22 protein-coding genes are annotated in these 19941 nt (G+C 74.2%); 11 read left to right on the plus strand and 11 right to left on the minus strand.

Annotated elements, in window-relative coordinates; genetic code table 11:
• Window positions 1–148 precede the first annotated feature (148 nt).
• From ENKNEFLB_RS10900 to ENKNEFLB_RS10920, 5 genes are all read right to left on the minus strand, one after another.
• Entirely contained in the window at window positions 149–1624 is a 1476-nt protein-coding gene (locus ENKNEFLB_RS10900) for a bifunctional aminoglycoside phosphotransferase/ATP-binding protein (RefSeq protein ID WP_214059204.1), read from the minus strand.
• Window positions 1621–2598 carry a universal stress protein gene (locus tag ENKNEFLB_RS10905; protein ID WP_214059205.1) on the minus strand — a complete coding sequence of 326 codons (978 nt, stop codon included), beginning with the start codon at window positions 2596–2598 and terminating at the stop codon, window positions 1621–1623. The genes ENKNEFLB_RS10900 and ENKNEFLB_RS10905 overlap by 4 nt, the downstream gene beginning before the upstream one ends.
• The gene (locus ENKNEFLB_RS10910) at window positions 2595–3050 is read right to left on the minus strand and encodes a DUF1003 domain-containing protein (protein WP_214059206.1); all 456 of its coding nucleotides are present in this window, start codon (window positions 3048–3050) and stop codon (window positions 2595–2597) included. The genes ENKNEFLB_RS10905 and ENKNEFLB_RS10910 overlap by 4 nt, the downstream gene beginning before the upstream one ends.
• A gap of 13 nt (window positions 3051–3063) precedes the next feature.
• Window positions 3064–3975 (minus strand): universal stress protein, encoded by a 912-nt coding sequence (locus tag ENKNEFLB_RS10915; RefSeq protein WP_214059207.1) that lies wholly within the window; start codon window positions 3973–3975, stop codon window positions 3064–3066.
• A 114-nt stretch (window positions 3976–4089) separates the two neighbouring features.
• Window positions 4090–5010, minus strand: a complete 921-nt coding sequence (locus tag ENKNEFLB_RS10920) for a universal stress protein (RefSeq protein ID WP_214059208.1) — start codon at window positions 5008–5010, stop codon at window positions 4090–4092.
• A 269-nt stretch (window positions 5011–5279) separates the two neighbouring features.
• Here ENKNEFLB_RS10920 and ENKNEFLB_RS10925 point away from each other — a divergent pair, with 269 nt between their 5' ends.
• The 4 genes from ENKNEFLB_RS10925 (at window position 5280) to ENKNEFLB_RS10940 (ending at window position 7559) form a co-directional block, all read left to right on the plus strand.
• Window positions 5280–5993 carry a GAF and ANTAR domain-containing protein gene (locus tag ENKNEFLB_RS10925; protein ID WP_214059209.1) on the plus strand — a complete coding sequence of 238 codons (714 nt, stop codon included), beginning with the start codon at window positions 5280–5282 and terminating at the stop codon, window positions 5991–5993.
• A gap of 55 nt (window positions 5994–6048) precedes the next feature.
• Entirely contained in the window at window positions 6049–6744 is a 696-nt protein-coding gene (locus ENKNEFLB_RS10930) for a GAF and ANTAR domain-containing protein (protein ID WP_214059210.1), read from the plus strand.
• A gap of 47 nt (window positions 6745–6791) precedes the next feature.
• A complete protein-coding gene (locus tag ENKNEFLB_RS10935; protein WP_214059211.1) occupies window positions 6792–7139 on the plus strand; it encodes a hypothetical protein in 348 nt (115 codons plus the stop codon).
• A gap of 75 nt (window positions 7140–7214) precedes the next feature.
• Complete coding sequence (locus tag ENKNEFLB_RS10940; protein WP_214059212.1) at window positions 7215–7559, plus strand: hypothetical protein; 345 nt, start codon at window positions 7215–7217, stop codon at window positions 7557–7559.
• A 32-nt stretch (window positions 7560–7591) separates the two neighbouring features.
• Here ENKNEFLB_RS10940 and ENKNEFLB_RS10945 read toward each other — a convergent pair whose 3' ends face one another.
• The 6 genes from ENKNEFLB_RS10945 to ENKNEFLB_RS10970 form a co-directional block, all read right to left on the minus strand.
• Window positions 7592–8266: a DUF4389 domain-containing protein gene (locus ENKNEFLB_RS10945; RefSeq protein ID WP_214059213.1), complete on the minus strand. Its 675-nt coding sequence runs from the start codon at window positions 8264–8266 to the stop codon at window positions 7592–7594.
• A 57-nt stretch (window positions 8267–8323) separates the two neighbouring features.
• Window positions 8324–8758: a hypothetical protein gene (locus ENKNEFLB_RS10950; protein WP_214059214.1), complete on the minus strand. Its 435-nt coding sequence runs from the start codon at window positions 8756–8758 to the stop codon at window positions 8324–8326.
• On the minus strand, window positions 8755–9426 hold the full coding sequence (locus ENKNEFLB_RS10955) for a VIT1/CCC1 transporter family protein (protein ID WP_420830539.1): 672 nt from the start codon (window positions 9424–9426) through the stop codon (window positions 8755–8757). Before ENKNEFLB_RS10955 ends, ENKNEFLB_RS10950 begins: the two co-directional genes overlap by 4 nt.
• Before the next feature lie 50 nt (window positions 9427–9476).
• Complete coding sequence (locus tag ENKNEFLB_RS10960) at window positions 9477–9977, minus strand: DUF2231 domain-containing protein (RefSeq protein ID WP_214059216.1); 501 nt, start codon at window positions 9975–9977, stop codon at window positions 9477–9479.
• A 32-nt stretch (window positions 9978–10009) separates the two neighbouring features.
• Window positions 10010–11056, minus strand: coding sequence for a zinc-dependent alcohol dehydrogenase (locus ENKNEFLB_RS10965; RefSeq protein WP_214059217.1), 1047 nt, complete (start codon window positions 11054–11056; stop codon window positions 10010–10012).
• Window positions 11057–11132: 76 nt separating this feature from the next.
• Window positions 11133–12044: a universal stress protein gene (locus ENKNEFLB_RS10970; RefSeq protein ID WP_214059218.1), complete on the minus strand. Its 912-nt coding sequence runs from the start codon at window positions 12042–12044 to the stop codon at window positions 11133–11135.
• Between the two features lie 306 nt (window positions 12045–12350).
• On the opposite strand from ENKNEFLB_RS10970, the gene ENKNEFLB_RS10975 reads away from it, so the two are divergent.
• The 7 genes from ENKNEFLB_RS10975 to ENKNEFLB_RS11005 all read left to right on the plus strand — a co-directional run bounded on the left by ENKNEFLB_RS10975 (window position 12351) and on the right by ENKNEFLB_RS11005 (window position 19892).
• The gene (locus tag ENKNEFLB_RS10975) at window positions 12351–13019 is read left to right on the plus strand and encodes a BON domain-containing protein (RefSeq protein WP_214059219.1); all 669 of its coding nucleotides are present in this window, start codon (window positions 12351–12353) and stop codon (window positions 13017–13019) included.
• The gene (locus ENKNEFLB_RS10980; protein ID WP_214059220.1) at window positions 13019–14419 is read left to right on the plus strand and encodes an amino acid permease; all 1401 of its coding nucleotides are present in this window, start codon (window positions 13019–13021) and stop codon (window positions 14417–14419) included. Before ENKNEFLB_RS10975 ends, ENKNEFLB_RS10980 begins: the two co-directional genes overlap by 1 nt.
• 133 nt (window positions 14420–14552) lie before the next feature.
• The gene (locus ENKNEFLB_RS22890) at window positions 14553–14816 is read left to right on the plus strand and encodes an arginine deiminase family protein (RefSeq protein ID WP_275955967.1); all 264 of its coding nucleotides are present in this window, start codon (window positions 14553–14555) and stop codon (window positions 14814–14816) included.
• Between the two features lie 8 nt (window positions 14817–14824).
• A complete protein-coding gene (locus tag ENKNEFLB_RS10990) occupies window positions 14825–15676 on the plus strand; it encodes an arginine deiminase (RefSeq protein WP_214059222.1) in 852 nt (283 codons plus the stop codon).
• The gene (gene argF / locus ENKNEFLB_RS10995; RefSeq protein WP_214059223.1) at window positions 15673–16767 is read left to right on the plus strand and encodes an ornithine carbamoyltransferase; all 1095 of its coding nucleotides are present in this window, start codon (window positions 15673–15675) and stop codon (window positions 16765–16767) included. Before ENKNEFLB_RS10990 ends, argF begins: the two co-directional genes overlap by 4 nt.
• Window positions 16764–17291, plus strand: coding sequence for a flavodoxin family protein (locus ENKNEFLB_RS11000; protein ID WP_214059224.1), 528 nt, complete (start codon window positions 16764–16766; stop codon window positions 17289–17291). The genes argF and ENKNEFLB_RS11000 overlap by 4 nt, the downstream gene beginning before the upstream one ends.
• 18 nt (window positions 17292–17309) lie before the next feature.
• Entirely contained in the window at window positions 17310–19892 is a 2583-nt protein-coding gene (locus tag ENKNEFLB_RS11005; protein ID WP_214059225.1) for a cation-translocating P-type ATPase, read from the plus strand.
• The last annotated feature ends 49 nt before the right edge of the window (window positions 19893–19941 follow it).

The following is a 19941-nucleotide window of genomic DNA, read 5'->3' on the forward strand; positions in this document are numbered from 1 at the left end:
GCGTCAGCGCTCGAGGTGGGCCTCGTTCTCGACGTCAGGGCACCCGCGGTGGCCCACGCCGCATGACCGACCCCGGGTGTGCGGTCATCCCTGGGCGACGACCTCGGCGACGGTGCGGACCGCGAGGAACCCGACGGCACCACGCGGGTCACCGGGCGCCGGACAGGACGGGGGGAGGGGAGTGCAGCAGGGTGGTGACCCCGGCGACGGCGTCCACCAGCGGTCCGGTGGTGGGGACCACCGTCGCCGACGGCCAGCTGTCCTCGCGCCCGGCCATGGTGTCCGCGACCCGGTCGTCGGCGTCCGAGGCACCCGGCGCGCGGGTCCGCAGACGCATCGATGCGACCGCGGCGGGGGCGTAGCACCGGACCTCCACGAGCTCGGCGTGGGCGTCGCGGGCGAGGGCCCGGGCCGCGGCCCGCTGGTCGGCATCGGTCCAGGACGCGTCCAGCACGACCGACTCTCCGCGGGCGAGCAGCCGACGGGCCCGGTCGAGGAGGGTGGCGTAGGTCGCCGACGTGGCGCCCGCGTCGTAGAGGACCTCCCCGTACGCCGCCGGTGCGGGCTGCTCCGGCGACAGCCCGGCCAGCTCCTTGCGGACGCGGTCGCTGCTCATCACGACGTACCCGTGCTCGTCGGCGACGGCCGAGGCCAGGGTGGTCTTGCCGGTGCCGGGCAGGCCACCCACGAGCACCAGCCGGACCGCGCCCCGCTCGAGGTGGCGCAGGGCCAGCCGGGTCAGCTGGTCGGCCGTGCGGCGTGACGCGTCGTCTCCTTGGCTCACGCGCAGGCAGGCGACCTTGGCCCGGACGAACGCGCGGTACGCGACGTAGTGGTCCCGCAGCGCCGCGGGCGCCGGGTCGCCGGTGAGCTCCACGTAGGCGTCGAGGAAGGCGGACCCGGCGGCGGCGTCGCCGAGGCGCTCGAGGTCCATGGCGAGGAACGCGGCGTCATCGAGCTGGTCGACGTGCCGCAGCGCGTCGTCGAACTCGAGGCAGTCCAGGATGCGAGGGCCGTCGGCCAGGCAGAAGACGTCCTCGGCCTGGAGGTCGCCGTGCCCGTCGAGGACGTGACCGGCAGCGATCCGCTGGTCGAGGAGCTCGGTCCGGCCGGCCATGAAGGTCTCCACCAGCTCGGCCAGCCGCTGCACCGTCGGGGCGTCCACCACGTCGAGGGAGAGCACCTGGGAGATGCTGTCGCGCCACCGCTGCCGCAGGGCGTCGCGCCCGGCCTGCTCCTGGAGGACGGGGTGGCGGTCGGCGCGGAGGTGGAAGACGGCGAGCTGGCGCGCCACGGCCCGGAGCTCGTCGCCGACCGGGGCCCCGGCGGCGACCAGGGTCGACAACCGCCGGTCCTCCGGCATCCGCCGCATCACCACGGCGGTCTCGGATGGTCGCCCGGGCTGGTCGAGGTGGCCCAGCCCGAGGTAGACGTCGGGCGCGGTCCTGCGGTTCAGGGCCAGCTCACGGGCGCAGGCCTCGTGCCTCAGCTCCGCGGTGCTGAAGTCGAGGAAGCCGAGGTCCACGGGCTTCTTGGTCTTGTAGGCGCGGTCGCCCAGCAGCACGACGACGGCGGTGTGGGTCTCGTGCACCGCGGCGTACGGGTGCAGGGCCTCGGTGGTCAACAGTGCTCCAGGTCAGGCGTGGCGATCGTCGTGGCGGTGGTCGTGGCGGTGGTCGTGGCGGTGGTCGTGGCGGCGGTGGGGACGGTGGGGACGGTGGGGACGGTGGGGACGGTGGGGACGGTGGGGACCGTGACGGGGTCGGTGAGCAGGAGGGGGGCGGTGCAGTGGTCGAGCAGCGCCCGGGTCACCGGGCCGAGGTGGGAGCCCACCGGCAGCCGGTGGTGGTGGCGACCGACGACCACCAGCTCGGCGCCCGTGCCGGCGGTGAGCAGCGTCGTCTCCACCGGACCCCGGTCGACGTCGAGGCCCACGTCGACGCCGGGCCACCTGTTCCGGAGCGCGGTGAGGCAGCGCTCCAGGCTCGCGTGCTCGGTCCGGCCGAAGGTATGCGGATCGTCGCGGACGTCGATACCGACGACGGCGTGGTTCTCGCCGGTCCGCGACGCGTGCACGACCACGAGGCGGGCACCCAGGCCGTGGGCGGCCGACGCGGCGGCGTCGAGCAGGGCAGGGGCCTCGACGACGTCCTGGACCCCGACGACCACGACCGGGTCCGGAGCCGTGGCGGGGCGCCACCCGGCGGGGACGACCACGACCGGGGCGGGGCTGCGGGCGGCGACGACGGCCAGGACCGAACCGCTCACGAGCCGGCCGGAGCGCTCGCCGCCGGTCCGCCCGATGACCAGGACCTCGGCGTGACAGGCGCGCGCCGTCGTGACCAGGCAGGAGACGACGTCCTCGCCCTCGGCGAGGGCGCCGGTCACCGCGACCTCGCCGCCTGCCCGGTCGCGAGCGAGCCCCAGGGCGGAGTGCAGCTCGAGCTCGTGGCTGGTGCGCGTCCTCGCACCGCCGGCCGGCACGGCGAGCACGAGGTGGAGGGGAGCGCCGAGCCGCCGGGCGAGACCGACGGCGTAGCGGACGGCCGCGACCGAGCCGTCGTCACCGAGGGCGAGGAGGACGGGACGGGTGCTCACAGGAGCCGCCACGCGACCGGTCGCTCGTGGACGGTGCGGTGGATGTCGCGGACCAGGTCCTCGACGACCAGCGTCATCTCGGTGTTCGCACGCAGGTCCTGCTCCTGGGCGACGAAGTCGTGGTCGGCCTTGACCTGCTGGAAGCGCGCCTGCCGGTTCTGCCCGATCATCACGAAGGTCGAGAGGAAGATCGCCTCGAGCGAGACGACCAGCGTCAAGGTCGGCCAGGGGCTGGTCTCCACCAGCAGCATCCACGCCGCGAAGCCCGCCACGTGGGCGTAGACGAAGGGCATCGAGCCGGCGAACCGGGTGATCGAGTCCGCCAGGCGCATCTGCAGGTCCTCGGCGAGGGCCCGCTCGTGGGCCACCACGGCGGGGTGGTGGCGTACCGCCGCCAGGTGCGAGGGTGCTGCCGTCCTGCTGCTCGGGGCGCGTGCCGTCGGGGCCGCCATCGGTCGACCGCCGTCAGGATCCGGGCGTCGGCGCCTCGGGCACCACCGCCACCGGGCCGTGGGCGTGCTCCAGCACCGCGAGCGTGGTGGAGCCGACGACCAGGCGGTGCCACGCGTCGTGCCGCCGGCGTCCCACGACGGCCAGGTCCCACGACTGCGCCTCGCGCTCGAGGACCTGGTCCAGGAGCCCGAGCTCGAGACGTCGTGTCACGGGGACGTCCGGGAACTTCTCCGCCATCCCGGCCACGGACTCCGCGATCAGGAGGTGCGCCTCCTCGCGCTCCTCGAGCACGGGGTACGGCCGGTCGCCGACGGAGGCCGCCACGACGTCGCGGATGACGTGGACCACCGTCAGCGGCAGGGCGTGGGCGGAGGCCTGCGAGAAGGCGAACTCGATGACCGGTCCTGACTCGACGCTGCCGTCGACGCCCACGACCACACCGGACCCGCCCGGTCGCGGCGCACCTCCTCGGGGTGGTCGGACCACCACGACGGGGCAGCTGCTGGCCCGGGTGACGGCGGCGCTGACCGAACCGAGAAGAGCGCTGAGGACCGGACCCCGTCCGTGCGAGCCGAGGACCAGGAGGTACGCCGACCCGGAGAGCCCCACCAGGACCTGGCGCGGGTCGCCCTCGAGCACGTGCAGGCGCACCTCGACGTCGGGGTGGGCGAGGTGGGCGGTGGCGACCACGGCCTTCATGGTGGCCGTGCACTCGGCCCGGAGCCGCTCGACGAGCGGCATCGCGTCACCGGAGATGCCGAGCCAGGCCTCGGACGGCAGCCGGGCGAGGTCGAGGGTGTGCACCACGTCGACGGGACGGTTCTCGAGCGCGGCCTGGGCCAGGCCCCACTCGACGGCCCGGGTGGCGTGCCCGCTGGAGTCGTAGGCCACGATCACGGAGCCGGTGCAGACGGTGGGGGTCATGACACCAGCCTGCGACGGCTGGACGCGCTGGACCACGGCTGGAGGTCCCCGGGGCAGGGACCTGTGGCCCGGGCTGCTGCGCGGGACGCGACCCGGTGGGCGTCGCGAGGGCGCTCAGCCACGCCCGGCCGGGACCCGTGCCTCCGGCACCACGACGACCGGGCAGCGGGCGTGCTCGAGAACGGCGGTCGTGGTCGTGGAGACCAGCAGGCGGTGCCAGGCCCCGTGGTGGCGGCGACCCACGACGACGAGGTCCCACGGCCGGGCGCGGTTGCCGGCGACCTGGGCGACCAGCCCGTGCTCCACCTGGGCGGTGAACGCGACGTCGGGGTGCTTCTCGGCCGCGCCGGCCAGGGTGTCGAGCAGGGCGCTCCGGCCGTCCTCGGCGTCCTGGACGCCCGGGACCCAGGAGCTCCCGGCGTAGGCGGCCACGAGGTCACGGACGCAGTGCACCGCGGTCAGCGGCCGACCCCGCAGCGAGGCCAGCGCGAAGGCGTGCTCGACGACCGGCAGCGACTCCGGGGCGCCGTCCACGCCGACGAGGATCCCGGCGCCGTCCTCCGTGGACAGCCGGGCGTCGGCCGGGGGTCGTACGACCACCACGGGGCAGTCGGCCCGTCGGGTGACGGCTGCTGCGACGGAGCCGAGCAGGAGGCTGCCGACCGGCCCCCACCCGTGGGAGCCGAGCACCACGAGGTGGGCCGACGCCGAGAGCTCCACCAGTCCCTGGCGGGTCTCCCGCTCGACCACGTGGCCGTCCACCTGCAGACCCGGGTGCTGCCGCCGGGCGAGCGCGACGAGCGCGTCGAGGTCGGCCACCGCCTGCCTGCGCAGGTCGTGGAGGACCTGCAGCCCCGCCCCGGAGCTGGCGATCCAGGCGGCGGACTGCACCTCGGTGACGTTGAGCAGGCGGACCACCGCGGCGGGGCGTCGCTCGAGAGCGGCCTGCTCGAGGCCCCAGGCCAGGGCCTCGGCGGAGTTCCCGCTGGCGTCGTGGGCGATGACGACGGAACCTGCTGGCACGGTGGGGGTCATGGTCCGAGACTTCCCCGGGCGGGGGCGCGGCGGTACGGTCCTCGGCCCCGGCCCGCCGGGACCTGCGGCCCGGTCGGCCTCCCCGCCCACCGACGACAGCAGCGGATCACTGCCACCAGGTGGCGGTGATCCGCTGCTGTCACGCTCGGGCGAGGGGATCCCCGCGGTCCTGCTCCTCGTCGTCCTCGACCACGCGCTAGCATGCCGCTGTCGATGCCCGGACCCCGCGTCGCTGACCCTGTGGCGCGCGGCGAGCATCGGAGGTGCCGGTGACGACCTCCCCGGACGGAACGATCCCGGCTGCGGGCCGCGGCCTGGGCGTCGCGTTGGACGCGCTGTCGGTGGCGACCGCCGCCGAGCTCCGTACGTCCGGCGTCGTCATCACGGTGATGGCGGCCGGCGCCGCCGAGGCCTCGGTCGGCTCCAGCGGTGGGACGGTCCGGGCGTGGGAGCAGCTGCAGCTCGACGTCGGGGAGGGGCCCAGCCGCAGCGCCTTCGCCACCGGTCTGTCCCAGGCGGTCCCCGACCTCGAGAGCGATGACGAGCTCGTGCGCTGGCCCGGGTACGTGTCGCAGGCCCGTCGCGCCGGCCTCCGGTCCGTCCACGCGTTCCCTCTCCAGCTGGGCGCGAGCAGGCTCGGCGCCCTCACCGCCTACGGCTCCCGGCCGGGCCACCTCTCGAGCGCGTCCCTGCGCGTGTGCCTGGCGGCTGCGGACCGGGCGACCGCGCTCATTCTCGCCGGCGAGACCGAGTGGTGCGCCGACGACCCGGGGTCCGACGACGTGTTCCAGCTGCCGAGCGAGGTCTACCAGGCGCAGGGGATGGTGATGACGCAGCTCGGCTGCTCGCTGGCCGAGGCGCTGGCCCGGTTGCGCGGCCACGCCTACGCCGGTGACCTCACCCTGACCGAGCTCGCCGCGGAGGTCCTCGAGGGGCGGACCCGGTTCGGTCCCGAGACACCGGTGGCGCGGCCGCCGCCGTGACGGTGGACTACTCCCGCTCCCGACCTGTCACCCAGCCGCGAAACGAGACCAGCCCATGATCGCCACCGGAGAGCTCGCCGACGTGTTCGTCGAGGCCGCCGACTCGCTCGTCGACGACTTCGACCTCGTCGACTTCCTGCAGAACCTCACGGACCGCGCAGCCGCGATCAGCGGTGCGTCCTCCGTGGGCCTGCTCCTGGCCGACCACCGCGACACCCTGCGTTTCATGGCGGCCTCGACGGCGTCGGGCCAGGTGCTGGAGCTCTTCCAGCTCCAGAACGACGACGGGCCCTGCCTGGACTGCTTCCGGACCGGGCTGCCGGTGGTCAACGCCGACCTGCGCCACGCCGCCGATCGGTGGCCCCGGTTCGCCCCCCGCGCGGTCGCGGCCGGGTTCGAGTCGGTGCACGCCTTCCCGATGCGCCTGCGGAAGAAGGTCATCGGTGCGATGAACCTGTTCGGCGCGGTCGACGACCACTTCGACCCGGAGGAGGTGCGCCTCGTCCAGGCGCTCGCCGACATCGCCACGATCGCGCTCCTCCAGGAGCGCAGCATCGCCCAGGCCGGCGTGGTGACGCAGCAGCTCCAGGCCGCGCTGAACAGCCGGATCGCCGTCGAGCAGGCCAAGGGTGCGGTCGCCCAGAAGCTGGGGACGTCCCCCGACGAGGCCTTCCAGCTGCTCCGGGCCCGGGCACGTTCGACCGGTCGGAGCATCAGCGACGTCGCCGCGGAGGTGCTCCAGGGTGCCTGACCTCCGGGGCGGGGGTTCCCCGGACCGCCAGGTGGCACACTCGATCCATGGCTGAGGAGCGTGCGGACGGTCTCGAGGCCCGGGAGGCGCGGGTGGCGCGGCGTGAGGCCGCCCTGGCGGAGCGGGCCGAGTCGGCGCAGCGGGTGCTGGCAGCCGCGGAGGCTCGGGACGGCGAAGCGGACGGGCGTGACGACGTCGCGGTGGAGCGCGACCGGGCCGCCAGCATGGAGGCGTTCACCACCCCTGACGGGCCGTACCCGCAGGACCTCGAGGCCCGGCGCCACGCTGCGATCGACCGGCACAGCTCGAAGGACGACCGGACGTCCGCAGCGGCGGACCGCACCGCCCTGACGGAGCCACCGGACGACCCGGAGACCGACGACCTTCGGCCCTGACCCGCCGGCCTGTCCCGGCGCAGGCTCGGGACGAGCCGCACCCGACCGGATGCGGCCAGACAGAGGGGGACGCGCATGAGCGACGTCGATCGAGGCCCGGGCGGCATGATGGACCCGGGTCAGGGCTACGGCCGCTACGACGGCGGGTTCGACGGCTCGGGGATGATGGACGGCGGCTCCATGGACGGCGGCGGCTGGATGATCGTCTTCGGCGTGCTGACGCTCGTCCTGCTGCTCCTCGCGCTCGCCGCGGTCGTGGCGCACCTGGTGCTGCACGCCACGGGCCGACTGGCACCTGGCGCGCAGAGGGCTCCCGGGGCGACGGGGAGCGACGCTCGCACGGTGCTGGACACGCGTCTGGCCCGGGGCGAGGTCAGCGCCGAGGAGTACTCCTCCACTCGAGCGCTGCTCGACGCCTGAGGCACCCGTGCGCTGCTTCGTCCGGGGGATGCTCAGGCCGGGACAGGCCCGCCGTCCGGCACCGGCTCCAGCTCCCCGGGGTCCAGCCGGAACGGCGGGTACTGGTCGGTCATCAGTGCCGCGTAGGCCACGACCCGGGCGCACCAGCGGTCCAGGCCGACGACCAGGTCGAAGATCCCGCGAGGGTAGGTGCCGGTGAACAGCAGCACGACGACGCCCACGAGCACCAGCACACCGATCAGACCGGCCGTCTGCGGGCCGCCGCCCCCGTCGGTGCCATCCGCCCACAGCACTCCTCCGGTCAGGATGCCGACCACGACGTACTGCGGGAGCGCGAGGAGCCACCACTTCACCAGCACGAGCCCCCGCGAGAGGTGCTCGGGGTAGTCGACCTCGAGGCGGGCCGGGTAGTCGGTGGGGAGCAGCGTGAAGGGTGGGTACCGGTCGGTCCCGGCCGCGCTGCCGGTGTAGAACGCGACCCGCCAGGTCCACCGCAGGACGCCCACGTTGAAGGTGAACAGCGAGCGCGGGTAGCGGCCGGTGACCAGGATGGCGACGCCGGCCACCGCGGTCAGGACCGTGAAGGCGATCCAGAGGAACGCGAGCACGACGTAGTGCGGCAGGGCGAGCAGCCACTTGACCAGCCACATCCAACGGCTGAGCTGCGGGTCGAGGTGGCCCTCGAGGTGGACGGGCGAACGGGTCATCCGGTGCTCCTGACGGCGGTGGTGGACCTCGAGCCTGGCCGGGCAGGGCCTGCTCCGTCAGGGCCGTCCGTCGGCCACCGGCGGGACCAGCGGGACCAGCGGCCCGGGACCGGCGACCTGCAGCCCGGCCGACCATCCGGGGGCGCGGGTGCCGGCAGGGGGGAGCACGGTGGCCATGTCGTGCCCGCTGCGGGCGAGCAGCCAGGCGGTCAGCGAGTTCGAGCACCACATGTCGCCGGTCCCCAGCTCGTCGCGCCCCCACGTCAGGGGCGGGAAACGGGGGACCAGCCCCAGGAGCCGCAGGGCGGTGCCCCGGTCCGCGCTCACGCAGCGGGCGCCGCCGATCGCCGTGGCGGCGTTTGACCACGGCCCCCTGGCTGCCTCGTATCCCCGCCCGCTGAGCCGGACCAGGGTCGATCCCGGCCCCGCGCCGAGGGGGAGCCACAGCAGCTCGACCGCGGCGGCGGGTCCGCACGGCGGCGGGGGTGTCATCCGACGACGCCGCCGAACGCGCGGCCGATGGCGTAGGTCAGCGCCAGGCCCGCGGCGCCGCCGACGACGACGCGCACCACGGCGACCCGGGCACGACTGCCGCCGATCCGCGAGCTGAGCACGCCGGTGAGGGCGAGGGCCACCAGGACGGCGACGACGGTGACCGGTACGCGCACGGCGCCCGGCGACAGCATGATGGCCAGCAGCGGCAGCAGGGCGCCGACGGTGAACGCGACCGCCGAGGCCATGGCGGCGTGCCAGGCGTTGGTGAGCTCGTCGGGGTCCAGGTGAAGCTCGGCGTCGGCGTGCGCGGCGAGGGCGTCGTGCGCGGTCAGCTCGATCGCGACGGTCCTCGCCGTCGCGGCGCTGAGCCCCTTGGCCCGGTAGAGGCCGGCGAGCTCGGCGAGCTCCTCCTCGGGCATCTCGGCCAGCTCGCGACGCTCCAGGGCCAGCTGCGCTCTCTCGCTGTCGCGCTGGCTGCTCACCGAGATGAACTCGCCGAGCGCCATCGACACCGCCCCGGCCACGAGGCCGGCCAGGCCGGCGGTGAAGATCGCGCCCCGGGACGAGGTGGCGCCCGCGACGCCGACGACCAGGCCCGCGGTCGAGACGATGCCGTCGTTGGCGCCCAGCACCCCAGCACGCAGCCAGTTCAACCGGGGTGCCATCGCGGTGCGGTGCGGCTCACCCAGGTGGGGCGGCCGGGTGCGCGGGACCATCAGCCGCCGGACGCGCTGGGGACGTCCCCCCAGGCGGCACGGGCGCCGGAGTCACCGACCCGGTAGACCTGCACGCCGCAGGCGACGGCGGCGAGCACGGCCACCGCGGCGACGGCGGTGAGCTGCTTGCCGCCGGTGCTGGTGCTGACGCCGGCGCCGCCGCTGCTGCGGCTCGCCGCGCGTCCCGCGCGCCACTGCAGCCCGACCAGCAGGGCCGAGGTGAGCAGGAGGGCCAGCGCGAACCACAGCAGCTGGTCCCCGAGCTCGGCGTGCTGGCCCGGGTTGCCCACGCGTTCCTCGAGGGACTCCCCGCTCGAGGTCGAGATCGGCACGAGGACCGTCGCCACGAGGGCGGTGGCCACGACGAGCAGGCCGTAGCGGGTGCGCCAGCGCGGCACCACGGCGATCGCGATCGTGCCCAGGACGGCGAGGGGCAGCAGCACCACCACGCCGTGGACGACGAGGGGGTGCCAGGGCAGACCGTTGAGGGTGTCGAACACGGGGGCCTTCTTCCGGGGCGGTCTGGTGGAGGTCAGAGCGTGACGGGCAGGGACGCCGGGACCGGCGCGAACTCGAAGACCAGGCGCGCGGGCACGTGGCCGGAGAGCACCTCGGCCATCGCCTCGTTGACGTCGTCGAGGTCGCGGGTCTCGGCGATGACGCGGGTGCGCCCGGCGGCGTGCAGGGCGAAGACCTCAGCCAGGTCCTGGCGCGTGCCGACGATGGAACCGAGGATGGTCAGCCCCTTGACCACCGTCTCGAAGATCGGGACCTGCATCGTGCCGGCGTCGGCCGGCATCGCGACGCAGACCAGGCGCCCGCCGCGGCGCAGCGAGGCGAAGGCCTGCTCGAAGACCAGGGGGGAGGTGGCCAGCACGACGGCGACGTCGAGGCCGCCGAGCCCCTGCAGCGCGGCCACCGGCTCCTCCTGGGTCGCGTCGACCGTGTAGGTGGCCCCGAGCTCCTGGGCCAGCGCGAGCTTCTCCGGCTCGATGTCGACGGCGGCGACGGTGCCACCGAGGATCCGGGCGTACTGCACCGCGAGGTGGCCCAGGCCACCGATGCCGAACACGCCGACCAGCTCGGTCGGCGCGACCCGGGCCACCTTCATCGCCTTGTAGGTGGTCAGGCCGGCGCAGGTCAGCGGTGCTGCGTCGAGGGAGGACACCCCGTCGGGCACGGGGACGACGTAGGTGGCGTCGGCCACGGCGTACTCGGCGAACGCACCGTCGACGGAGTAGCCGCTGTTCTGCTGCTCGGTGCAGAGCGTCTCGCGACCGTCGACGCAGAAGCGGCAGGCGCCGCAGGCGGAGCCGAGCCAGGCGATGGCGACCCGTTCTCCCACCCAGCGGTCCTGGACGCCGGCGCCGAGCTGCTCCACGATGCCGACGCCCTCGTGGCCGGGGACGAACGGGAGCCCGGGCTGGACCGGCCAGTCACCGCCGGCGGCGTGGATGTCGGTGTGGCACAACCCGCAGGTCTCGAGGCGGACCAGGACCTGCCCCGGTGCGGGGGCGGGCACCTCGCGGTCGACGATCTGGAGCGGTGCGGAGAACGAGGTGACGACGGCAGCCTTCATGGCAGGTCTTCCTTCCGGGGCAGGGACGGGGAACGGGACGTCGACGGGGCGGCGCGGTGGTCGGGAGGGAGCGGGGTCAGGGGGTGCCGGCGGGCACCACGGCGACGTCGCACCGGGCGTGCTCGACGACGGTGGCGGCGACGGAGGCGTGCAGGAAGTCGTCGACACGGCCGCGGTGGCGGGCGCCGACGACCACGAGGGCGGCCGTCTCGCCAGCACGGATCAGCTGGCGGTCGCGGAAGCCGCGCTCGAGCACGAGCCGGTCCTCCACCTCGGGGTACTGCTCCTGCATCCCGGCGACCGCCTCGGACAGCAGGGCCCGGACGTCGCCGAGCCCCTCCTCGTCCTCGGCCACGACGTGCTCCTCGCTGTCGTGGTGCACCGCGTCCCAGAAGACGTGCAGCGCGGTGAGGGGCAGCCCCCGGAACGCCGCGGTCCTGTAGGCCAGCTCGATCGCCGGGAGCGAGTCCGCCGTGCCGTCCACCTCCACGACGACGCGACCGTGGGCCGCCTCGGGCTCGGTCTCCCGGACGATGACCACCGGACCGGCGGCGTGCTTGGAGACCGCGAGGCTGACGGAGCCGAGGAGCAGGCTCTTGACCGGCCCGAGACCGCGGGAGCCGAGGACCGTCATCGCCGCGGTGGCGGTGCCGCCGAGGAGCAGCTCACGGGGGTCGTCGGTGGTGACCACCTCCTGCACCTCGAGACCGGGCTCCTGCTGACGCACCCGGTCGGCGCTGGCGGCCAGGAGCTCTTGGCCGCTCCGGGTCAGGTCGTCGAGCACCCGGCCGACCTCGGCACCCTGGAGGCCGTCCCAGAGGGTCTCGCCGGCCCCGCCGAGGTGCGCTGCGTGCAGCAGGGCCAGGGGACGGTGCTCGAGGGCGGCCTGGCGCGCGGCCCAGTCGAGGGCCCGGGTCGACGAGGCCGACCCGTCGATGCCGACGACGATGCTGCCGGGGGTGATCGCGGGGGACGAGGTGGGTGACATGGTTCCACCCTCGGGGCGCCGGGCGAGCCGCACCACGGCCGACCGGACCGAGCCGTGGGGACCTCCGACCCTCACCGGTGACAGGGCACCGGCCGGTGCTGTCACGCTCTGTCACCTCCTCTGGCGGGCCGTCACGGCGCCTCACCAGTCGGAGTAGCAATGCGTGACAGGTGCGCTCGGCCCGGCCCCGCCGAGGACAGGCAGAGCCGATGGTCCCCTCAGGACGACGCCGGCGGGACCCACCGGCACGCTCGGGCGGGCCTTCAGGCCCTGTGCCGGTGGGCGGCCCGCGACGAGGCTCGGGCCATGACGACCACACCTGTGCGGAGCGACGCCACCCTGCGACACCTGCTGCTCGAGGAGCTCGACCGGGAGGCCGGGGTCGACGCCACCCGGATCGGGGTCGGCGTCACCGACGGGGCCGTCACGCTCGCCGGCGAGGTCACCTCGTACCCCCAGAAGCGGTTGGCCGAGAAGGCCGTCCAGCGGGTCCCCGGCGTGCACGCCATCGCCGAGCAGATCACGGTCCGCAGCACCTACGCCGGCACGAGCGACACCGACATCGCCCGCGCGGCGAACACGGCGCTCGGGGCCGCGGTCGACATCGCCTCCGACGCGGTGACGGCGACCGTCTCGGACCACGTCGTGACGCTGAGCGGCGAGGTGCCGTGGCACTACCAGCGCGAGGCCGCCGTGCGCAGCGTGCGCCACCTCAAGGGCGTCCACGACGTACGCAGCCACATCACGGTCACGCCGGTCGTCTCCACCATCGACCTGCGCCAGGGCATCGAGGACGCGCTGGTCCGCCACGCGGTCGTCGAGGCCCGGCGGTGCACGGTCACCGCGGGCGCGGACGGCGAGGTCACGATCACCGGCACCGTCGGCACCTGGGCCGAGCGCCGCGACGTCGACGTCCTGGCCTGGGCGACGCCCGGTGTCTGCACCGTGCACAACCGGCTCCGGGTCGCGTCCTGATGACGCAGACCGAGGACCGCCGCGAGCAGACCACGGCGGGCGACGGCGCCCGGTTCGGGCTGACGCAGTCCACCGCGCTGGTCGTCGGCAGCATCATCGGTGTCGGCATCTTCAGCCTCCCCTACGCCATCGCGGGGTACGGCCCGATCAGCCTCGTGGCCATGGGGGTCGCCACGGTCGGCGCCGTGTCCCTGGCCATGCTCTTCGCGGTGATGTCGCGCCGCCTGCCGGCCGACGGGGGGCCGTACGCCTACGCCCGCGCCGCCTTCGGCAACGGGATCGGGTTCAGCAACGCCTGGTCCTACTGGATCACGGCCTGGGCCGGCAACGCCGCGATCGCCGTGGCCTGGGTCTACTACGTCGAGACCTTCGTCAACACCGGCGGCACCGTGGTCTGGTCGATCCTGATCGCGCTGGTGGGGCTGTGGATCCCGGCCGCGGTGAACCTCACCGGCGTGCACTCGATGGGCGTCTTCCAGGTGTGGACCACGGTGCTCAAGTTCATCCCGCTCGCCCTGATGTCCACCCTCGGGCTGTTCTTCGTCACCTGGGGCAACTTCACGCCGTGGAACACCAGCGGTGACACCACCCTGTCCGCCATCGGCGGTGCGATGGCCATCTGCCTGTTCAGCTACCTCGGCGTCGAGACCGCCTCGGTGGCCGCGGCCAAGGTCCGCGACCCCGCCCGCAACGTCGGCCGCTCGACCATCTTCGGGACCGCGGCCAGCGGGGTGGTCTACCTGCTCTCCCTGGTCGCCGTGTTCGGCATCGTCCCGGCCGGGGCGCTGGCCCTGGACGAGAACAAGGCGTCCTACTCCGCAGCGGCCGACGCGGTCGCCGGTGGGTCCTGGGCCGGCCAGCTGGTCGCCCTCGCCGTCATCGTCTCCGGCATCGGTGCCTTGAACGGCTGGACGATGATCTGTGCCGAGATGCCGCTCGCAGCCACGCGCGACGGGCTCTTCCCGGCCCGCTTCGGGGTGCTGTCGGGCCGAGGGGTGCCCGCGTTCGGCATCGTCTCCTCCACCGCGCTGGCCTCGGTGGCCGTCGTGATCAGCTACCTGGGCGCGAGCGGTGCCACGGTCTTCACCACGCTCGTGCTGATGACCGGCATCACCTCCGCGATCCCGTACGCCTTCTCGGCCCTGGCGCAGATCAGCTGGCGGCTGCGGGACCACCGGGCCGGCCCGACGCCGCGGCTCGCCCTGGACCTCGGCGTCGCCGCGGTCGCGCTGCTGATGTCGGTGGCGTTCATCTACTACTCCCGCAACACCGGCAGCTCCTGGTACGTCGTCTGGGGCCCGTTCCTGATGGCCGGCGGCGCCTCGCTCGCCGGGATCCCGGTCTACCTCGCGATGCGTCGCGGGATGACCGAGCCGGCCGACGTCCCGACCTACCGATGACCACCACCCGACCGACAGACAGGCACCCGATGACCTTCCACGTGGACTCCGAGGTGGGCACCCTGAGGCAGGCGATCGTCCACCGCCCCGGTCTCGAGCTCGACCGGCTCACCCCGACAGCGTCGACGACCTGCTGTTCGACGACGTGATGTGGGCCGAGCGCGCCCGCCAGGAGCACGACGCGTTCTGCCAGCAGCTGCGCGACACCGGCGTCGTCGTGCACGAGTTCGCCACCCTGCTCGCCGAGGCCCTCGACGCCCCACGGGCGCGGGTGTTCCTGCAGGACCGGCTGACCACCGCCACCCGGTTCGGCCCCGCGCTCGACGGCCCGCTCGACGAGCTGGTCGGCTCGGCCCCGGCGCCGGTCCTGGCCGAGCTGCTGATCGGGGGGTCCTGAAGCGAGACGTGTCGTCGCTGCTGCAGGCGCCCAGCCTGCTGATGGAGCACCTCGGACCGGACGACTTCCTCCTCCCGCCGCTGCCCAACCACCTCTTCCAGCGCGACAACTCCGCCTGGGTCTACGACGGTGTCTCGGTGAACCCGATGGCCAAGCAGGCCCGGCGCCGGGAGACCCTCAACTCGCGGGTCGTCTACAACTTCCACCCGATGTTCACCGCCGGACCGATGCGCTTCCTCTACGGCAACGACTCCGCGGCGCACGAGACCGCGACGATCGAGGGCGGGGACATCACCGTGATCGGCCACCGGGCCGTGATGATCGGGATGGGGGAGCGCTCCACCCCGCAGGGGATCGAGATCCTGGCCCGCAGCCTGTTCCGGGCCGGCACGGTCGACACCGTCCTGGTGGTGGAGCTGCCCCACTCCCGGGCCTTCATGCACCTCGACACGGTGATGACGATGGTGGACAAGGACGCGTTCTGCCTGTTCCCGTACCTGCCGGACACGCTGCGGTCCTTCACCCTCACGCGTCTCGACGACGCCGGAGAGCTCAAGGTCGAGGAGAACACCGACCTCTTCCCGGTCCTGGCCGACCTGCTGGGGGTGGCCGACCTGCGGCTCCTGCGCAGCCCGATCGACCAGCGGGGCGCGGCCCGCGAGCAGTGGGACGACGGCAACAACTTCCTGGCGGTGTCCCCGGGAGTGGTGCTCGGCTACGAGCGCAACACCGTCACCAACACCTATCTCGGCGAGCAGGGGATCACGGTGATCCCCGTCGTCGGCGAGGAGCTCGGGCGCGGCCGCGGTGGGCCCCGCTGCATGACCTGCCCCATCGAGCGCGACGCGGTGGACGCATGAGCACCGCGGTCGGCCCGGTCGAGCCCGTCGTCAGCGAGCGTCGCCACCACCTCGACCTGCGCGGGCGCCACTTCCTGCGCGAGCTGGACTTCACCCCCGAAGAGTGGCGGCACCTGCTCACGCTGGCCGAGTGCCTCAAGGCCGACAAGCAGCAGGGCCGGGAGGTGCAGCACCTGCGCGGGCGCAACGTCGCGCTGATCTTCGAGAAGGCCTCCACCCGCACCCGGTGCGCCTTCGAGGTCGCCACGCACGACCAGGGCGGCCACGTGACCTACCTCGACCCGACCGGCTCGCACATGGGGCACAAGGAGTCCACCGCCGACACCGCCCGCGTCCTGGGCCGGATGTACGACGCGATCGAGTTCCGCGGGTTCAGCCACGCCACCGCCGAGTCGCTGGCCGCCCACGCCGGGGTGCCGGTGTGGAACGGCCTCACCGACCGCTGGCACCCCACCCAGTCGCTCTGCGACGCCCTGACCATGCGCGAGCACGTCGACAAGCCCGACGCCCACGTGTCCTTCGCCTTCGTCGGCGACGCGGCGGACAACACCGCGAACTCGCTGCTGCTCTCCGGCGCCCTGCTCGGCATGGACGTGCGGATGGTCGCCCCGTCCTCGCTCCAGACACCTCCGGAGATCGTCGCTGCGGCGCGCGCGGTGGCCGTGACCACGGGCGCCCGGCTGACCTTCACCGACGACGTCCGGGCCGGGGTGGCCGGCGTCGACTTCGTCCACACCGACGTGTGGGTGTCGATGGGCGAGCCCGTCGAGACGTGGGCCGAGCGGATCGCGCTGCTGAGGCCGTACCAGGTCGACGCCGCGCTGATGGCCTCGACCGGGAACCCGGAGACCAAGTTCATGCACTGCCTGCCGGCCTTCCACGACCGGGGCACCGAGGTCGGCGAGGAGCTCTTCCAGCAGACCGGCCTGAGCTCGCTCGAGGTCACCGACGAGGTGTTCGAGTCGAGCGCCTCGATCGTCTTCGACCAGGCCGAGAACCGCCTCCACACGATCAAGGCCGTGATGGTGGCGACCCTCGGCGGCTCCGACGGCCTGGCCAGCGGCCCGCCGGTGGGGGAGTGGAGGGCGTGAGGGCGTCCGTGGTCTTCGAGTCGATGTTCGGCAACACCGAGCAGGTCGCCGACGCCATCTGCGAGGGCCTGCGGGACCAGGGCGTCGAGGTGACCCGGTGCCGGGTGGGCGACGCCGGCGACCACGAGCTCGCGCCGGACCTCCTGGTCCTGGGAGCCCCGACCCACACCTTCACCCTCAGCCGGCCCGCCACCCGGGCCGAGGCGGTGACGAAGGGCGCGGAGGCCGTCGGCGCGACCACCGGTGTGCGGGACTGGCTGGACGCGCTGGACCCCACGTCGTCGTCGGCCGGCGTCGCGCCCGAGGTCCCCGGTGCGGTCGCGGTCTTCGACACCAGGGCCACCACGGTCCGTCACCTCCCAGGGTCCGCCGCGAAGAGCACCGCCAGGATCCTGCGCAAGCGGGGCCTCGACGTCGGCGAGGTCACCAGCTTCTTCGTCGACGACGTACGCGGACCGCTCGTCGAGGGCGAGCTGTCGCGGGCTCGCAGCTGGGGCCGGCACCTCGCGGTGACGACCCGGTGAGCCACCCTTGAGCACCCGATGACGGCCACCCCGGCAGCGGTCACGCCGGCGTCGGGCCTGACCACCGCGGAGGTCGGGGCGCGGCGGGCCCAGGACGGGCCGAACGCCGTGCCCCGCCCCCCGCCGACCCCTGCCTGGCGCCTGCTCCTGGCCGAGATGACGCACTTCTTCGCCGGGATGCTCTGGGTGGCGGCGCTGCTCGCCCTGCTCGCGGGGATGGGGGAGCTGGCGGTGGCGATCGTCGTGATCGTGCTGCTGAACGGCGTCTTCGCCTTCGCCCAGGAGCACAAGGCCGACCGCGCGGCCGAGCAGCTGGTGGCGATGATGCCGGCCTCGACGCGGGTGCGTCGCGACGGCGCGCTGGCCGTGGTGCCGGTGGTGGACCTGGTCCGCGAGGACGTTGTGCTGCTCGCCGCAGGGGACCGCGTGGGTGCCGACGTACGCCTCGTCGAGTCGCACGAGGTCAGCGTCGACGAGTCGATGCTGACAGGGGAGAGCCTGCCGGTCGTGCACGTCGTCGGGGACGAGGTCGCGGCCGGGACGTTCGTGGTCCAGGGCGACGCCGTGGGCGTGGTGGAGGCGACCGGGTCCCGGACCCGGCTGGCCGGGATCGCAGCACTGACCGAGCAGGCCCACCGCCCGCCCAGCCCTCTCGCGAAGCAGCTGCACCGGCTGGTGCTGGTCGTCGCCGTGCTGGCGGTCTCGGTCGGTGTTCTGCTGGCCGGGACCTCGCTGCTGCTCGGCCTCGGGGTGACCTCGTCGCTGCTCCTCGGCATCGGGGTCATGGTCGCCCTCGTGCCCGAGGGCCTGCTGCCGACCGTCACGCTCTCCCTCGCGCGGGCCGCGCAGAGCATGGCGCGTGACCACGCGCTCGTCCGTCGCCTCGAGGCGGTCGAGACCCTCGGGGCGACCACCTTCATCTGCACCGACAAGACCGGGACCCTGACCCGCAACGAGATGTCGGTGGTGGAGGCCTGGACCACCGCCGGACCGGTCGCGGTGCTCGGGACGGGGTACGAGCCCGACGGCACGGCGACCGGCGCACCCGGGGCACTCCACCTCGCCGGTGCTGCGGCCGTCGGTGCGCGCGGGTGCGCGACCGGGCGGGCGGTGCTGCGGGAGGGGGCCTGGGTCGCCGACGGTGATCCGATGGACGCCGCGCTGGACTCGTTCGCCTCCCGGCTCGGGCTCCCCGAGGCGGGGTCCTCGGCGCCCTCGGCCCGCCTGCCCTTCACCTCGGCCAGCCTGTCCAGCGCTGCCGCGCTGGACGGGGTCGGCTACCTGATGGGCGCGCCGGAGCGGCTCCTCGAGCGGTGCGGCGGCTCCCTGCCCGAGGCCCGGGCGGAGCTGGTGCGGATGTCGGGGCGCGGGCGGCGGGTGATCGCCGTGTGCCGCGTCCTCGGCGGACCGTCGGTGCGCACCGAGGACGAGCTGCTCGCGACCGCGGCCGCGCGGCTCGAGCTGCTGGCGCTCGTCGGGTTGCGCGACCCGCCGCGGGACGAGGTGCCGGCCGCGGTCGCGCTGTGCCGGCGCGCCGGGATCCGCCTGGCCATGGTCACCGGCGACAGCGCCCTGACCGGGGCCGCCATCGCCACCGAGGTCGGCCTGCTCGGACCGGGCGGGGTCGTGGTCGAGGGCTCCGACCTGCCCGAGGCCGACGCCGACGTTGCCGACCTCCTGGACCGTGACGACGGCGCGGTGGTGGCCCGCGTGTCGCCGGCCGACAAGCTCCGCATCGCCCGTGCCCTGCGCGAGCACGGTCACGTGGTGGCGATGACCGGGGACGGCGTCAACGACGTCGCGGCCCTGCGCGAGGCCGACGTCGGGATCGCGATGGGCCGGGCCGGCAGCGACGTCGCCCGGGAGGCCGCGGACCTGGTGCTCCTCGACGACAGCTTCGCGACCATCCCGAAGGCGGTCCGGCTGGGGCGTGGCACCTTCCTCAACATCCGGCGGTTCCTGACCTTCCACCTGACCGACAACGTCGCCGAGCTCGTGCCGTTCGTCCTGTGGGCCGTGACCGGCAGCGAGATCCCGCTCGCGATCGGGGTGCTCCAGGTGCTCGCGCTCGACATCGGCACCGACATGCTCCCGGCGCTCGCGCTGGGCGCCGAGCCGGCCGACGACCGGGCCATGCAGGGTCCCCGCCGGTCCACCGACGTCGTCGACGCTCCGCTGCTGCGCCGTGCGCTGCTGGTCCTCGGGCCGACCGAGGCGGTGCTGTCCATGGCCGCGTTCTTCACCGTGCTGCTCCAGGGCGGCTGGAGCTACGGCGCGGACGCCCCGGCGTCCCTGCTCGTCCTCGCCTCCGGGTCGGCCTTCGCCGTGATCGCCGTCGGGCAGATGGTCAACGCCTTCGTCTGCCGCAGCGAGTCCCGCCCGGTGTGGCGTCTCGACCCCCGCGGCAACCCCTGGGTTGCCGGCGCGGTGCTCGTCGAGGCCGTGCTGCTGGCGGTCTTCCTGGGCGTCCCGTGGGTGGCCGAGGCGCTGGGCGGGGCGTGGCCGCCGGCGACCGGGTGGCTGTTCTGCCTGCTGGCCGTGCTCGTCCTGCCCCTGGTCGACGCCGTGCACAAGCGGCTGCGGACCGTCGGCAGGACGTGAACGGACCTTCGGCCCCTGCGTCGGAGGGCAGTGGCAACGAGCCTGGTCA

This window comes from Nocardioides aquaticus, assembly GCF_018459925.1.
Classification (GTDB): Bacteria; Actinomycetota; Actinomycetes; order Propionibacteriales; family Nocardioidaceae; genus Nocardioides; species Nocardioides aquaticus.

Bases quoted from the DNA above. Each gene is read 5' to 3' on its own strand.
- ENKNEFLB_RS10910 (WP_214059206.1), bottom strand. From the start codon at position 3,050: ATGGCGGCCCCGACGGCACGCGCCCCGAGCAGCAGGACGGCAGCACCC.
- ENKNEFLB_RS10915 (WP_214059207.1), bottom strand. From the start codon at position 3,975: ATGACCCCCACCGTCTGCACCGGCTCCGTGATCGTGGCCTACGACTCC.
- ENKNEFLB_RS10920 (WP_214059208.1), bottom strand. From the start codon at position 5,010: ATGACCCCCACCGTGCCAGCAGGTTCCGTCGTCATCGCCCACGACGCC.
- ENKNEFLB_RS10930 (WP_214059210.1), top strand. From the start codon at position 6,049: ATGATCGCCACCGGAGAGCTCGCCGACGTGTTCGTCGAGGCCGCCGAC.
- ENKNEFLB_RS10935 (WP_214059211.1), top strand. From the start codon at position 6,792: ATGGCTGAGGAGCGTGCGGACGGTCTCGAGGCCCGGGAGGCGCGGGTG.
- ENKNEFLB_RS10940 (WP_214059212.1), top strand. From the start codon at position 7,215: ATGAGCGACGTCGATCGAGGCCCGGGCGGCATGATGGACCCGGGTCAG.
- ENKNEFLB_RS10945 (WP_214059213.1), bottom strand. From the start codon at position 8,266: ATGACCCGTTCGCCCGTCCACCTCGAGGGCCACCTCGACCCGCAGCTC.
- ENKNEFLB_RS10950 (WP_214059214.1), bottom strand. From the start codon at position 8,758: ATGACACCCCCGCCGCCGTGCGGACCCGCCGCCGCGGTCGAGCTGCTG.
- ENKNEFLB_RS10955 (WP_420830539.1), bottom strand. From the start codon at position 9,426: ATGGCACCCCGGTTGAACTGGCTGCGTGCTGGGGTGCTGGGCGCCAAC.
- ENKNEFLB_RS10965 (WP_214059217.1), bottom strand. From the start codon at position 11,056: ATGAAGGCTGCCGTCGTCACCTCGTTCTCCGCACCGCTCCAGATCGTC.
- ENKNEFLB_RS10970 (WP_214059218.1), bottom strand. From the start codon at position 12,044: ATGTCACCCACCTCGTCCCCCGCGATCACCCCCGGCAGCATCGTCGTC.
- ENKNEFLB_RS10975 (WP_214059219.1), top strand. From the start codon at position 12,351: ATGACGACCACACCTGTGCGGAGCGACGCCACCCTGCGACACCTGCTG.
- ENKNEFLB_RS10980 (WP_214059220.1), top strand. From the start codon at position 13,019: ATGACGCAGACCGAGGACCGCCGCGAGCAGACCACGGCGGGCGACGGC.
- argF (WP_214059223.1), top strand. From the start codon at position 15,673: ATGAGCACCGCGGTCGGCCCGGTCGAGCCCGTCGTCAGCGAGCGTCGC.
- ENKNEFLB_RS11005 (WP_214059225.1), top strand. From the start codon at position 17,310: ATGACGGCCACCCCGGCAGCGGTCACGCCGGCGTCGGGCCTGACCACC.